The 14,379-nt window shown below is 70.8% G+C and carries 13 protein-coding genes and 2 riboswitches; of the genes, 11 read left to right on the top strand and 2 right to left on the bottom strand.

Going from position 1 to position 14,379, the window contains the following annotated elements; genetic code table 11:
- Positions 1-175 precede the first annotated feature (175 nt).
- The 10 genes from clsA (at position 176) to ABD335_RS25825 (ending at position 10,154) form a co-directional block, all read left to right on the top strand.
- Positions 176-784: a cardiolipin synthase ClsA gene (clsA, locus tag ABD335_RS25870; protein WP_344327836.1), complete on the top strand. Its 609-nt coding sequence runs from the start codon at positions 176-178 to the stop codon at positions 782-784.
- Positions 785-895: 111 nt separating this feature from the next.
- Positions 896-3,391 (top strand): sugar phosphate nucleotidyltransferase, encoded by a 2,496-nt coding sequence (locus tag ABD335_RS25865; RefSeq protein WP_344327833.1) that lies wholly within the window; start codon positions 896-898, stop codon positions 3,389-3,391.
- Positions 3,392-3,478: 87 nt separating this feature from the next.
- Complete coding sequence (locus ABD335_RS25860) at positions 3,479-4,387, top strand: DUF881 domain-containing protein (protein ID WP_344327832.1); 909 nt, start codon at positions 3,479-3,481, stop codon at positions 4,385-4,387.
- A complete protein-coding gene (locus ABD335_RS25855; RefSeq protein WP_027750352.1) occupies positions 4,384-4,716 on the top strand; it encodes a small basic family protein in 333 nt (110 codons plus the stop codon). The genes ABD335_RS25860 and ABD335_RS25855 overlap by 4 nt, the downstream gene beginning before the upstream one ends.
- A 7-nt stretch (positions 4,717-4,723) precedes the next feature.
- A complete protein-coding gene (locus ABD335_RS25850) occupies positions 4,724-5,566 on the top strand; it encodes a DUF881 domain-containing protein (RefSeq protein WP_344327829.1) in 843 nt (280 codons plus the stop codon).
- A gap of 165 nt (positions 5,567-5,731) precedes the next feature.
- Positions 5,732-6,502, top strand: a complete 771-nt coding sequence (locus tag ABD335_RS25845; protein WP_344327828.1) for a zinc-ribbon and FHA domain-containing protein — start codon at positions 5,732-5,734, stop codon at positions 6,500-6,502.
- A gap of 27 nt (positions 6,503-6,529) precedes the next feature.
- Positions 6,530-7,303, top strand: coding sequence for a transcriptional regulator FtsR (gene ftsR, locus ABD335_RS25840; protein ID WP_344327826.1), 774 nt, complete (start codon positions 6,530-6,532; stop codon positions 7,301-7,303).
- Positions 7,304-7,357: 54 nt separating this feature from the next.
- The gene (locus ABD335_RS25835) at positions 7,358-7,831 is read left to right on the top strand and encodes a bifunctional nuclease family protein (RefSeq protein WP_093658537.1); all 474 of its coding nucleotides are present in this window, start codon (positions 7,358-7,360) and stop codon (positions 7,829-7,831) included.
- 188 nt (positions 7,832-8,019) lie between these two features.
- Positions 8,020-8,619, top strand: a complete 600-nt coding sequence (locus ABD335_RS25830; RefSeq protein WP_344327824.1) for a MerR family transcriptional regulator — start codon at positions 8,020-8,022, stop codon at positions 8,617-8,619.
- A 110-nt stretch (positions 8,620-8,729) separates the two neighbouring features.
- Entirely contained in the window at positions 8,730-10,154 is a 1,425-nt protein-coding gene (locus ABD335_RS25825) for a DNA polymerase IV (protein WP_344327823.1), read from the top strand.
- On the opposite strand, the gene ABD335_RS25820 is transcribed toward ABD335_RS25825, so the two are convergent.
- A complete protein-coding gene (locus tag ABD335_RS25820) occupies positions 10,073-10,468 on the bottom strand; it encodes a PRC-barrel domain-containing protein (protein ID WP_344327821.1) in 396 nt (131 codons plus the stop codon). The genes ABD335_RS25825 and ABD335_RS25820 overlap by 82 nt on opposite strands.
- 133 nt (positions 10,469-10,601) lie before the next feature.
- Positions 10,602-10,700, top strand: a riboswitch (glycine riboswitch).
- Position 10,701: 1 nt separating this feature from the next.
- Positions 10,702-10,821: riboswitch (glycine riboswitch) on the top strand.
- A gap of 64 nt (positions 10,822-10,885) precedes the next feature.
- Between ABD335_RS25820 and gcvP the strand changes: the two genes are divergently transcribed.
- Entirely contained in the window at positions 10,886-13,780 is a 2,895-nt protein-coding gene (gene gcvP / locus ABD335_RS25815; protein WP_344327819.1) for an aminomethyl-transferring glycine dehydrogenase, read from the top strand.
- A gap of 122 nt (positions 13,781-13,902) precedes the next feature.
- Here gcvP and ABD335_RS25810 read toward each other — a convergent pair whose 3' ends face one another.
- Positions 13,903-14,109, bottom strand: coding sequence for a DUF5999 family protein (locus tag ABD335_RS25810; protein ID WP_344327842.1), 207 nt, complete (start codon positions 14,107-14,109; stop codon positions 13,903-13,905).
- Positions 14,110-14,379 lie beyond the last annotated feature (270 nt).

The raw sequence follows: 14,379 nt of genomic DNA, 5'->3' as shown, positions 1-14,379 counted from the left end.
CGAACAATTCGTGAGGAAAAGCCCCGTCGGGTATCGAACCGACGGGGCTTTTCCGTGTTCGGAAGCATTTCAGGGGCTCCGTTCCGGCTTGTTTCCGGACCCCCTTCCGGCCGTCGCGTCACGCTGCGGGTATCGTCAGGAGGCATCGTTGGTACGGACTCACGGGAGGTCCCGGGTGGAGGTCCAGGAGACGCGCGTCCAGACGGACCGCGTCCTCACCATCCCCAACATCCTCAGCATGGCGCGGCTCGTCGGTGTGCCGGTCTTCCTGTGGCTGATCCTCTGGCCGGAGTTCGGGGGCCCGAACGCCGACGGTTGGGCCCTGCTCGTGCTCGCGCTCAGCGGCGTCAGCGACTACCTGGACGGCAAGCTCGCCCGGCGCTGGAACCAGATCAGCGGACTCGGTCGCATCCTGGACCCGGCCGCGGACCGGCTGTACATCCTCTCCACCCTCGTCGGGCTGACGTGGCGCGGCATCCTCCCGCTCTGGCTGACCGGGTTGCTCCTGGCGCGCGAGCTCATGTTGCTGGTCGCGATCTGGGTCCTCGACCGGCACGGATTTGCGCCCCCACAGGTCAACTTCCTCGGGAAAGCCGCCACCTTCAACCTGATGTACGCCTTCCCTCTGCTGCTGCTCAGTGACGGAAACGGGTGGATTCCGTCACTCGCTGCTATTTTCGGATGGGCGTTCGCAGGCTGGGGTACAACTCTGTACTGGTGGGCAGGGATCCTCTACGTGGTCCAAGTCCGCCGACTCGTCAAGGCGGACGCCGCTGTCGACTAAGCCCCGGCTCTCTTCGCGCTGTGGGTCGGGTAGCCCTTCAGGGATTCACGGGTCTCCCCGGTAGGGAACAGTCGGCGTGAGTGACGTCTCTTCAAGGAGGACGCTTCCGACATGAAGGCCGTTGTAATGGCCGGTGGCGAAGGCACCCGTCTTCGCCCTATGACCGCGAGTATGCCCAAGCCGCTGCTGCCGGTGGCCAACAGGCCCATCATGGAGCACGTGCTCAGGCTGCTCAAGCGGCATGGTCTCACCGAGACCGTGGTGACCGTACAGTTCCTGGCCTCTCTGGTCAAGAACTATTTCGGTGACGGCGAGGAGCTCGGCATGGAGCTCACCTACGCCAACGAGGAAAAGCCGCTCGGTACCGCCGGTAGCGTCAAAAACGCCGAGGAAGCCCTCAAGGACGACTCGTTCCTCGTCATTTCCGGCGATGCCCTCACCGACTTCGACCTGACCGAGCTCATCAATTTCCACCGCGAGCGCGGTGCGATGGTGACCGTGTGCCTCACCCGGGTGCCGAACCCGCTGGAGTTCGGCATCACCATCGTCGACGACGACGGGAAGGTCGAGCGGTTCCTGGAGAAGCCGACCTGGGGGCAGGTGTTCTCCGACACCGTCAACACCGGCATCTACGTCATGGAACCGGAGATCTTCGACTACGTCGAGCCCGATGTTCCCGTCGACTGGTCGGGTGACGTCTTCCCGCAGCTGATGAAGGAGGGCAAGCCGATCTACGGCTATGTCGCCGAAGGCTACTGGGAGGACGTCGGCACCCACGAGAGCTATGTGAAGGCCCAGGCCGACGTCCTCGAGGGGAAGGTCGACGTCGACCTCGACGGCTTCGAGATCTCCCCGGGGGTCTGGATCGCCGAAGGGGCCGAGGTCCACCCGGACGCCGTGCTGAGGGGCCCGCTGTACATCGGCGACTACGCCAAGGTGGAGGCCGGCGCCGAGCTCCGCGAGCACACGGTCATCGGTTCCAACGTGGTCGTCAAGAGCGGCGCCTTCCTGCACAAGGCCGTGGTCCACGACAACGTTTACATCGGCCCGCAGTCCAACCTCCGCGGCTGTGTCATCGGCAAGAACACCGACGTGATGCGCGCCGCCAGGATCGAGGACGGGGCGGTCATCGGTGACGAGTGCCTGGTCGGTGAGGAATCCATCGTCCAGGGCAACGTCCGCGTCTACCCCTTCAAGACCGTCGAGGCGGGCGCGTTCGTCAACACCTCCGTCATCTGGGAGTCCCGCGGTCAGGCCCATCTGTTCGGGGCCCGTGGCGTCTCCGGCATCCTGAACGTGGAGATCACGCCGGAGCTGGCCGTACGGCTCGCCGGAGCGTACGCCACCACCCTGAAGAAGGGGGCGACCGTCACCACCGCCCGCGACCACTCCCGAGGCGCCCGGGCACTCAAGCGTGCGGTGATCTCGGCCCTACAGGCCAGCGCCATCGACGTGCGCGACCTGGAGAACGTGCCGTTGCCCGTGGCACGGCAGCAGACCGCGCGGGGCAGTGCGGGCGGCATCATGATCCGCACGACGCCGGGCATCCCCGACTCCGTCGACATCATGTTCTTCGACGAGCGGGGCGCCGACCTCTCCCAGGCGGGCCAGCGCAAGCTGGACCGCGTCTACGCCCGGCAGGAGTACCGCAGGGCGTTCCCCGGCGAGATCGGCGACCTGAGCTTCCCGGCGAGCGTGTTCGACTCCTACACGGGAACGCTGCTGAGGGCGGTGGACACCACCGGTGTCGCCGAGTCCGGGCTCAAGGTCGTGGTGGACGCCTCCAACGGCAGCGCCGGGCTCGTCCTGCCCAGCCTGCTCGGCCGGCTCGGCGTCGACTCGCTGACGATCAACCCGGGCCTCGACGAGTCGCGGCCCACCGAGACCGCGGACACCCGCCGTTCCGGGCTCGTACGGCTGGGAGAGATCGTCGCCTCGGCCCGGGCCGCCTTCGGCGTCCGGTTCGACCCGGTGGGCGAGCGGATCTCCCTGGTCGACGAGCGCGGCAGGATCATCGAGGACCAGCGGGCGCTGTTGGTGATGCTCGACCTGATCGCCGCCGAGCGGCGCAGCGGCAAGGTCGCCCTGCCGGTGACCACGACCCGCATCGCCGAGCAGGTGGCCGCCTACCACGGCACCCAGGTGGAGTGGACCACGACCTCGCCCGACGACCTCACCAGGGTCGGCCGTGACGACGCCACCATCTTCGGAGGCGACGGCCGCGGCGGGTTCATCGTGCCGGAGTTCAGCAGCGTCTTCGACGGCACGGCCGCCTTCGTGCGACTGCTCGGGCTCGTGGCCCGGACCCAGCTCACGCTGAGCCAGATCGACGCCCGTATTCCGCAGGCCCACGTGCTGCGCCGGGACCTGGCCACCCCCTGGGCCGTCAAGGGTCTGGTCATGCGGCGGGTCGTCGAGGCCGCGGGCGACCGTTCCGTCGACACGACCGACGGCGTGCGCGTGGTGGAGTCCGACGGCCGGTGGGTCATGGTCCTGCCGGACCCGGCCGAGGCCGTCACGCACCTGTGGGCCGAGGGCCCCGACGACGCCTCCGCCCAGGCGCTGCTCGACGAGTGGTCGGCGGTGGTCGACAGCGCCGGACGCTGACGTCCGAGCCCGACGGGGCCTCCGGAAGCCGGCGTGATCCGGCGCTCCGGAGGCCCCGTTCGGCGGTACGGGCCCGGACGTGCGACGATGTGCGGCATGTCGCAGCAGCACCCCGTACGGAGCACGCCCTCACGGCCTGCGCGACCCGATGCCTCCATGTCGCTCCTGACCAATGTGATGGAGCACAGCCTCGACGACGGCTACGCGGAAGCCGCGGCCCGTCGGGGCGCCGAGGGCCGGTCCGGGCTTCCCCGCACGCTGCGGGCCAAGCTCGGACTGGCCGCCGGTCTCGTCCTCGCGGCGCTGGTGGTCACGCTCGGGGCCGCCCAGGCGCGCTACGAGGCGCCCACGGACGCCAGGGAGCGGCAGGAACTGATCGACCGGATCGAGGACGGCAGTCGGGACGCCGACGACCTGCAGAAGAACGTGGACGATCTCCGCGGGAAGGTCGCGGAGATGCAGCGGAAGGCCCTGCAGGAGCACGGTGGCGACCGGAGCGAGCTGGTCGCCCTGCTGGCCGGGGCCGTGCCGGTCGAGGGGCCGGGGATCAAGCTGGTCGTCGACGACGCCGAGGACGCCGGACAGGGCGAGAACGGCGGGCCTCGCCAGAGCACCAGCTTCGCCGACACCGGACGGGTGCGGGACAGGGACCTGCAGCGCGTCGTCAACGGGCTGTGGCAGTCGGGAGCCGAGGCGATCTCGGTCAACGGCCAACGTCTGACGGCCCTGTCGGCCATCCGCGCCGCCGGTGACGCCATACTCGTCGACAACAAGCCGTTGGTGCCGCCGTACACGCTGCTCGCGATCGGAGACGGGGAGCGGCTGAGCACCGAGTTCCAGAACAGCGGCGACGGCCGGTATCTGGACGTGCTGCAGGACAGCTACGGCATCGTCACCCGCATCTCCGTGCAGGACGAGGTGCGGCTGCCCGCCGCCCCCAGCCTGACCGTGCGCACAGCCGAGCCCGTGAAGACAGGAGAGGGCAGTACATCGTGATCGCCGTTTTGGGCCTCATCGTGGGAGTCGTGGCCGGGCTCGTGGTCCGTCCCGTGGTGCCGACGGTCGTCGAGCCCTATCTGCCGATCGCCGTCGTGGCCGCGTTGGACGCGGTGTTCGGCGGTCTGCGTGCGATGCTGGACGGCATCTTCGACGACAAGGTGTTCGTCGTGTCGTTCCTGTCCAACGTGGTGGTGGCCGCCCTGATCGTCTTCCTCGGCGACAAGCTGGGTGTCGGCGCGCAGCTGTCGACCGGCGTCGTGGTGGTGTTGGGCATCCGTATCTTCTCCAATGCCGCCGCCATCCGGCGGCACGTGTTCCGGGCGTGAGTGAGTGATGAGCGACGACAGGGCACCGGGCGAAGGCCCGGAAGAGGAGCGGGAGAAGGCCGCGGGACCGGCGGAGTCGAAGGGCACCGGCCCCGGCGAGCCGGCGGCCCCGTCCGAGGCGGGGTCGGCGCCCACCGGGCGGGAGCGGCTGATCCGCGGGCTGTGGCCGCCGAGGGTGAACCGCAACCAACTCACCGTGGCGGCGCTGCTGTTCGTCCTCGGTCTGGGACTCGCGATCCAGGTCCGGTCGACCAGCGAGAACAGCCCGCTGCGCGGTGCGCGGCAGGAGGATCTCGTGCGGATCCTCGACGAGTTGGACAGCCGCACCGAGCGGCTGGAGGAGGAGAAGCGGAGGCTGGAGAACCAGCGCTCGGAGTTGGAGAACAGCTCGAACCAGGCCGAGGAGGCCCGCCGCCAGACCCAGGAGCGGGCACGGCAGTTGGGCGTGCTGGCGGGTACGGTGGCCGCCGAGGGGCCGGGCATCCGGATGACGGTGACCGATCCCGTGGGCGCGGTGGAGGCGCACATGCTGCTGGACACCATCCAGGAGCTGCGCGCCGCAGGTGCCGAGGCCATCGAGGTCAACGACGTGCGAGTGGTGACGAGCACCCACTTCACGGACAGCGACGGCGACATCAGGATCGACGGCCGCAAGGTGTCCGCGCCCTACAGTTTCGAGGTCATCGGCAAGCCCCAGGACATCGAGCCCGCGCTGAACATCCCGGGCGGCGTCGTCCAGACCCTGGAGAAGGAGCAGGCCACCGTGTCCATAACCCGTTCAGAGAAGATCGTCGTGGATGCCTTGCGATCGGCGAAGCGGCCTGACTACGCTCAGTCGTCATCACAGTGAGCCGATGCGAGAGAAACCGGGGGGTCGGCGGGCTTGCCGACCAACGAGTAAGGGAAACTGTCCGAAGGCCGGGGACGTTGTGAAGACGTCCGGTACGGCCACTGTGAGCATCGAGGGTCTGTCCTGCCCCACGGGCGGGTCTGTTTCGTGCGAGGGGAATCGCCCGTGAGTTTTCTTGGGAAGTTGTTCGGCAAGCGCCAGGACTCCGGCGACGGTGCGCGTCACCGTGCGCCACGAGGCGGCGAATCGGCCGAGAACACGCAGCGTCCGCTCTTCCGTGACGAGGTCGCTCCCGGTGGCGGCGGCAACACGAGCGGCCACGGTCCCGTCTCCGGTGACCAGGGAGCGTCCGGCCGCATAGGCTCGGAGGCGCCGGCGGGCTCGCCCGCGGGCGGAGGGGCCGACGCGTCGGTCTGCGCGAGGTGTGGGAGCCGGGTCGCCCAGACGAGCCGGTTCTGCTCCAACTGCGGTGCGCCGCTGCACGGTGGCGCGCCCGCGCCGGAGCGTTCCTCGGAGACCACCTCCACCATCTCGATCTCGGGCCTGGAGGCCTACGAGGCCGAGATGACGGGGCAGACCGCGCCGCCGCTGTCGCCCGAGGCACAGGCCGCCGTGGACGCCCTGCCGATGGGCTCGGCGCTGCTGGTGGTGCGCCGAGGACCGAACTCCGGCAGCCGCTTCCTGCTGGACAGCGAGCTGACGACGGCGGGGCGGCACCCCCAGAGCGACATCTTCCTGGATGATGTGACCGTCTCCCGGAGCCACGTGGAGTTCCGACGTGGCCCGGACGGCCGGTTCACCGTCGCCGACGTCGGCAGCCTCAACGGCACGTACGTCAACCGTGAGCGGATCGACTCGGTCGTGCTCAACAACGGCGACGAGGTCCAGATCGGCAAGTACCGGCTGGTCTTCTTCGCGAGCAAGAGGACCGTCTGATCCGACCGACCGTCCCGGGGACGCCCCATGCTGCAATCGCGGTCCGGCGGTGCCCGCAAGGGCACCGCCGCCGAGGAAACCGGCCCGATGAGCATCGGCGCCGTGCTCAACCTGTTGCGGGACGAGTTCCCCGAGGTGACCATCTCCAAGATCCGCTTCCTGGAGTCCGAGGGCCTCGTGGAACCGCAGCGCACTCCGTCGGGCTACCGCAAGTTCAGTGCGGCGGACGTGGAGCGGCTGAGCCGGGTGCTGCGGCTGCAGCGTGATCACTACCTGCCGCTGCGGGTCATCCGGGAACAGCTCGACGCACTCGACCGGGGCGAGGAGATCCGGCTGCCCGGGCCGACGCGGCCGTTCGATCCGTTGGACGGCTTCCCGGTCCCGAACTCCGGCCCGGACGGTGAGGCCACCGCCGGTTCCGACGGTCCCGCCACGTCGCGGGTGGGGCGTGCCGAGCTGCTGGCCGCCACGGAGGCGGACGAGGAGCAGCTCCGGGAGTGGGAGTCGTACGGGCTGATCGGCCCGGCCCGGGACGGCGGATACGACGCCGAGACGGTCACCGTCGCCCGGATCGTCGCCGACCTGGGGCGGTACGGCCTGGAACCCCGCCACCTGCGCGTGGTGAAGGCCGCGGCCGAACGGGAGGCGGGGCTGGTCGAGCAGGTGGTCGCGCCGCTGCGCCGGCACCGGAATCCGCAGACCAGGGCACACGCCGAGACGACCGCGCGGGAGCTGGCGACGCTGGCGGTGCGGCTGCACGCCGCCTTGGTCCAGTCGGCGCTGAAGACGCGGCTCCACTGAGATGGCGGGGGACTCGACTACCCAAAGAGGGCGGGCACGTCCTAGGGTTGCTGTGTGAACGAGCTCGACGTTGTGGGTGTCCGGGTCGAAATGCCCTCCAACCAGCCGATCGTTCTCCTGCGTGAGGTGGGAGGCGACCGGTACCTTCCCATCTGGATCGGTCCGGGGGAGGCGACCGCGATCGCCTTCGCCCAACAGGGCATGACGCCCGCCCGCCCGCTGACCCATGACCTGTTCAAGGACGTTCTGGAAGCGGTGGGCCAGGAGCTCACCGCCGTGCGGATCACCGACCTGCGGGAGGGGGTCTTCTACGCCGAGCTGGTCTTCGCCAGTGGCGTGGAGGTGAGCGCGCGGCCGTCCGATGCCATAGCGCTGGCCCTGCGTACCGGGACGCCGATCTACGGCAGCGACGGTGTGCTGGACGACGCGGGGATCGCGATCCCCGACGAGCAGGAGGACGAGGTGGAGAAGTTCCGCGAATTCCTCGACCAGATCTCTCCGGAGGACTTCGGTACCAGCAACCAGTAGGACGCGCATTCCGCGTCAGACCATTCCGGCACCCATTCCCGTGATGAGGACACGCGAAACCACCCCTTGGGTGATTATCACTCGGCGTGCCGAGTGTGGCGATCGTTGACGCACCCCAGGTGACTGCCTACCGTCGATTGGGCAGGTCCCGGGGCGTATCCACGGGACGTGAAGGACGGAGGGTCGGCGTGAGAAGCACCGGCGACAGTAGGGCGGCGAGCGATCCGTATCCGTTGCACGGATCCTCCATACGGCCCTCTGCGCAGTCCGCCTCCGCAGCGCGGGACGCCGACTCCGAGCTGATCGGCTACCGGGGTCCCACCGCGTGCGCGGCGGCGGGCATCACGTACAGGCAGCTGGACTACTGGGCCCGCACGGGGCTGGTCGAGCCGAGCGTCCGCCCGGCGTACGGCTCCGGCACCCAGCGGCTCTACAGCTTCCGCGACGTGGTCGTCCTCAAGATCGTCAAGCGGCTCCTGGACGCCGGGGTGTCCCTGCAGAACATCCGCACGGCCGTGAAGCACCTCCGCGCGCGCGGACTCGGCGACCTCGCGCACATCACGTTGATGAGCGACGGGGCGACGGTCTACGAGTGCTCCTCGCCCGACGAGGTCGTCGACCTCCTCCAGGGCGGCCAAGGCGTCTTCGGGATCGCCGTCGGAGTGGTGTGGCGGGACGTCGAGACCGTCCTGTCCCAGCTTCACGCCGAGCGGGTCGACACCGGGGAGACGCTGGTCGGGAACAACCCCGCCGACGAGTTGGCGCGGCGCCGCAACCGGGCGGGCTGACCCCCGGACGAGCCCGGCCGGCGCCGCCCGGGGCACGTGCCCGGAGGTTCTCCGGGCACGTGCGGAGACGGCCGTCGCGGTTGTCAGAGGCGTGGGGCAGCATCGCAGGTGTGAGAGGGGCACCGACGATCCTGCACCTGGACATGGACGCGTTCTACGCCGCCGTGGAGCAGGCGGCCAAGCCCAGCCTGCGCGGGAAGCCCGTGATCGTCGGCGGCCTCGGCCCGCGCGGGGTGGTCGCCACCGCCTCCTACGAGGCCCGTCCCTTCGGAGTGCACTCGGCGATGCCGATGGCGCAGGCCCGGCGGCTGTGCCCGAACGCCGCCTACCTCACGCCCCGCTTCGGCCTCTACCGCCAGGTGAGCGACGTGGTGATGGGCCTGCTGCGCGCGCTGTCGCCGCTGGTGGAGCCGCTGAGCTTGGACGAGGCGTTCGTGGACCTCCAGGCGGGCGGCTCGAGGGTGGCGTCGGCGCGGGAGGCCCGCGCCGTCGGCGAACGGCTGCGCCGGGACATCCGGGCCGCCACCGGGCTCAGCGGCTCGGTCGGACTGGCCGGCTCGAAGATGCTCGCCAAGATCGCTTCGGAACAGGCCAAGCCCGACGGACTGGTGGTGATCCGGCCCGGCACCGAACGCGCCCTGCTGGCCCCGATGCCGGTGCGCACGCTGCCCGGGGTGGGCCCCGCCACCGAGCAGACGCTCCGCCGGGCGGGGGTGGCGACCGTCGGGGAGGTCGTCGAGGCCGGGGAGGCGGAACTGGTCCGTCTGCTGGGCCGGGCGCACGGCACGGCGCTCCACATGATGGCGCAGGGGATCGACGAGCGGCCGGTGGTGGCCGACCGGGACGCCAAGTCGGTCTCGGTGGAGGACACCTTCGACACCGACCTCACCGATCGCGCCCGGATCCACGCGGAGATCGCCCGGCTGGCCGACCGCTGCGTGGAACGGTTGCGGAAGGCGGGGCGCTCCGGACGCACGGTGGTGATCAAGGTGCGCAACTACGACTTCTCCACCCTCACCCGCTCCGAGACGCTGCGCGGTCCCACGGACGATCCGGCGGTCGTCAGGGAGGCCGCCGCGCGGCTGATCGAGGGGGTGGACACCACCGCCGGGGTGCGGCTGCTGGGGGTCGGGGTGAGCGGCCTGGCCGACTTCACCCAGGAGGACCTGTTCGCCCAGGCCGGCGATGCTCTCCAGGGCGACCGGCCGCCGCGGCCGGCTCCGCCCGTGGCGGTCGCCCCGGCGGCCGGGGAGGTCTCGGGGGCCGTACGTCGCTGGCTGCCCGGTCTGGACGTGCGGCACGCGCGGTACGGGCCGGGCTGGGTCCAGGGCAGCGGTCTGGGGCGGGTGACGGTGCGGTTCGAGGAACCCGGATCACCGCCGGGCCGGGTGCGCACCTTCGCGGTGGACGACCCGGAACTGGAGCCCTCCGACCCGCTTCCCCTCCGGGTCGGTCAGCCCTCCGACCCCGCGATCCGTCCGAAGGTCATCTCGTCGTCGGACAGGGACGCCTCGACGGACACGTCCAGCCCGTAGTGGCGGTAGAGCATCAGCTCCTGCTCGGGGGAGAGGTGGTGGCCCACGCCGAAGTCCGGCGCGCCCTTGACCAGGGAGCGCTCGAAGGGGACCCGCAGCGCCCCGTCCACCACCTCGCTGGGTTCCAGCGGGACGAAGGCGTCGCGGCCGAAGAGGCCGGTGCGCACCGCCGCCCACTCCGGCACGCCGGTGGCGTCGTCGAGGTACACCTCGTCGACGGTGCCGATCTTCTGCCCGTCGCGGTCGAACGCCTTGAGCCCTATCAGGTGCCGCGGATCGATGTCGGTCTGCACGGTCCCTCCAACTGCTCGCATGAAGTCGCGCTTGTTCGGAAACGAGGACTACAAACAACGAAAGGGCACATTCGGTGCATCGGCCACTCGACAACGGGACCGGAACGACACGAGGCCGGCGGCACCCGTCGCTGGTAGGCTCTGAAACGGCTGCTGACCCCGAGCGGGAGAGTCCTCCGACGGCAGACGCCGGAGGCGCCGAAGGAGCAAACCCTCCCCGGAATCTCTCAGGCACACGTACCGCGCGGGCGAGGTCACTCTGGAAAGCAGGGCGGGCGCGGACGAACGACACCGCCGCCCCTCCTCACCGACGGTGAAAACCGGACCGCGGGCGCGGACCGGTGAAGCTCTCAGGTCGAGATGACAGAGGGGGAGGCCGTTCGGGCGCCCGTGCCGTGGTGCCCCTCGCAGGTCGCACAGACCAGGAGGCCTCCGCAGATGACACACGACCGCATCTCCCTCACCGCGCTGGAGCGGGGCACGCCCTTCGAGGAACGCCACATCGGCCCCGACGCCGGCGACCGGGCCAAGATGCTCGCCCAGGTGGGTTACGGGTCGCTCGACGAGCTGACCGCCGCCGCGGTGCCCGAGGTGATCAGGAGCACCGAGGCGCTGAACCTGCCCGCGGCCCGCAGCGAGGCGGAGGTCCTCGCCGAACTGCGCTCCCTGGCCTCCCGCAACCGGGTGCTGCAGCCCATGATCGGCCTGGGCTACCACGGCACCTTCACCCCGCCGGTCATCCTGCGCAACGTCATGGAGAACCCGGCCTGGTACACCGCCTACACGCCCTACCAGCCGGAGATCTCCCAGGGGCGCCTGGAGGCGCTGCTGAACTTCCAGACCATGGTGGCGGACCTGACCGGCCTGCCCACCGCCGGCGCCTCGCTGCTGGACGAGGGCACCGCGGCGGCCGAGGCCATGGCGCTCTCCCGGCGCGTCGGCAAGGTCAAGGGCGGCGTGTTCCTGGTCGACGCCGACTGCCTGCCGCAGACCGTCGCCGTGATCGAGACCCGTGCCGAGCCCACCGGGGTCGAGGTCGTGGTCGCCGACCTGTCCGACGGCATCCCCGCCGAGATCGCCGAGCGCGGCGTCTTCGGCGTCCTGCTGCAGTACCCGGGCGCCTCGGGCGCCGTACGGGACCTGCGCCCCGTCGTCGAGCGGGCGCACGAGCTGGGCGCCGTCGTCACGGTCGCGGCCGACCTGCTCGCCCTGACCCTGCTGACCCCGCCCGGCGAGCTGGGCGCCGACATCGCGGTGGGCACCACCCAGCGCTTCGGCGTGCCGATGGGCTTCGGCGGGCCGCACGCCGGATACATGGCCGTACGGGAGGCCTACGCGCGCAACCTGCCCGGCCGGCTGGTCGGCGTCTCGGTGGACGCCGACGGCACCACGGCGTACCGCCTGGCCCTGCAGACGCGCGAGCAGCACATCCGCCGCGAGAGGGCCACCAGCAACATCTGCACCGCCCAGGTGCTGCTCGCCGTGATGGCCTCGATGTACGCCGTCTACCACGGCCCCGACGGGCTGGCCGCCATCGCCCGCCGCACCCACCGCCTCGCCGCCGTCCTGGCCGCCGGGCTGCGCGAGGGCGGCGTCGAGGTCGTGCACGACGCGTTCTTCGACACCGTCACCGCACGGGTGCCGGGCCGGGCCGACGAGGTCGTCGCCGCCGCCCTGGAGGCCGGGATCAACCTGCGGCGGGTCGACGCCGACCACGTCGGCGTCGCCTGCGACGAGACCACCCGACGCGAGCACCTCGCCGCCGTCTGGGAGTCCTTCGGAGTGCGGGCCCGGCTGGAGGACGTCGACCGGCTGGACGCCGCCACCGGAGACGCCCTGCCCGGGGAGCTGCTGCGCGAGAGCGACTACCTGACCCACCCCGTCTTCCACCGGTACCGCTCCGAGACCGCGATGCTGCGCTACCTGCGCCGCCTCGCCGACCGGGACTACGCGCTGGACCGCGGCATGATCCCGCTGGGCTCGTGCACCATGAAGCTCAACGCCACCGCCGAGATGGAGCCCATCACCTGGCCGGAGTTCGGCGGTCTGCACCCCTTCGCGCCCGCCGACCAGGCCGAGGGCTACCTGACGCTGATCCGCGAGCTGGAGGAGCGGCTGGCGGAGATCACCGGCTACGACAAGGTCTCCCTCCAGCCCAACGCCGGATCGCAGGGCGAGCTGGCGGGGCTGCTGGCGGTACGGGCCTACCACCGCGCCAACGGCGACGAGCGGCGCACCGTCTGCCTCATCCCGTCCTCCGCGCACGGCACCAACGCCGCGAGCGCCGTGATGGCCGGGATGAAGGTCGTGGTCGTCAAGACCGGCGAGAACGGCGACGTGGACGTCGAGGACCTGCGGGCCAAGATCGACAAGCACCGTGAGGAGCTCGCGGTGCTGATGGTGACCTACCCGTCCACCCACGGGGTGTTCGAGGAGCACATCACCGACATCTGCGCGGCGGTCCACGACGCCGGCGGCCAGGTCTACGTGGACGGCGCCAACCTCAACGCGCTGGTCGGCCTGGCCAGGCCGGGCAGGTTCGGCGCGGACGTCTCCCACCTGAACCTGCACAAGACGTTCTGCATCCCGCACGGCGGCGGCGGCCCGGGCGTCGGCCCGATCGGGGTCCGCGCCCACCTCGCGCCCTACCTGCCCAACCACCCGCTCCAGCCCGCCGCCGGGCCCGAGACGGGCGTGGGGCCGATCTCGGCGGCGCCGTGGGGCTCGGCGGGCATCCTGCCCATCTCGTGGGCGTACGTGCGGCTGATGGGCGGCGAGGGGCTGCGGCGCGCCACCCAGGTGGCGGTGCTGAGCGCCAACTACGTCGCCAAGCGGCTGGAGCCGCACTACCCGGTGCTCTACACCGGTCCGGGCGGGCTGGTGGCGCACGAGTGCATCATCGACGTCCGTCCGCTGACCAAGGCCACCGGGGTCAGCATCGACGACGTGGCCAAGCGGCTGATCGACTACGGCTTCCACGCCCCGACGATGTCCTTCCCCGTGGCCGGCACGCTGATGATCGAGCCCACCGAGAGCGAGGACCTGGCGGAGCTGGACCGCTTCTGCGACGCGATGATCGCGATCCGGGCCGAGATCGAGAAGGTCGCCTCGGGCGAGTGGAGCGTGGAGGACAATCCGCTGCGCAACGCCCCGCACACGGCGGCGCAGATCGCGGGGGAGTGGGGACGCCCCTACGGGCGCGAGGAGGCGGCCTTCCCCGGCGGGGTCGTCGCGGCCGACAAGTACTGGCCTCCGGTGCGGCGCATCGACGGTGCCTACGGCGACCGCAACCTGGTCTGCGCGTGCCCGCCGCTGGAGGAGTACGACGGCTGACCCGGCCGCCGCGCACCGGCGCGGGAACGGACGGCGAGAGGGCCCCCGGCGCAGGTCGGGGGCCCGGTCCGTGCCGGTGCGCGCGGTGGACGCCGTGGCGCGGTGCGGCGCGCCGTCGTGCTTCAGGCCGCGGTCGTGGCGTGCTCGGCGATCGGCGGCCGGTGCGGCGCGATGATCCGCCCGTCCGGCAGCAGCTCACCGGTGTCCTCGAAGAGGAGGACGCCGTTGCACAGCAGGCTCCAGCCCTGTTCCGGGAAGTGCGCCACCAGGAGGGCGGCCTCGCGGTCGGGGGAGTCGGCTGACGGGCAGGGTGGTTGATGCTGACACATGGTGGAGTTCTTTCGCTGCGGTGTGGTGGTGCTGCGGCTCGAGGTGGGTTCCATGGCCGCCCCCGTATCTCTCGGTCGGTCCCCAGTGTTGCCCCCGCGGAGGGAATTCCGCAGGGATTTCGGTGCAGCTCTCCTCAGGTTTTGAGGACGCGTCCTTTTCCCGGACGGTTGCACACCGGAGACCCCTCCTTCCGGGTGATGTCGTCGCCGAAAAGGACTAGTTATTCGGGAGGGGGGAAACGGAGTGGCGCCCCACGGCCCGAACGGCCG

This window comes from Streptomyces macrosporus (genome assembly GCF_039533145.1).
Lineage (GTDB): Bacteria > Actinomycetota > Actinomycetes > Streptomycetales > Streptomycetaceae > Streptomyces > Streptomyces macrosporus.
The sequence above is the reverse complement of the archived record's forward strand: the minus strand, read 5'-3'. Positions and strand labels throughout refer to the sequence as shown.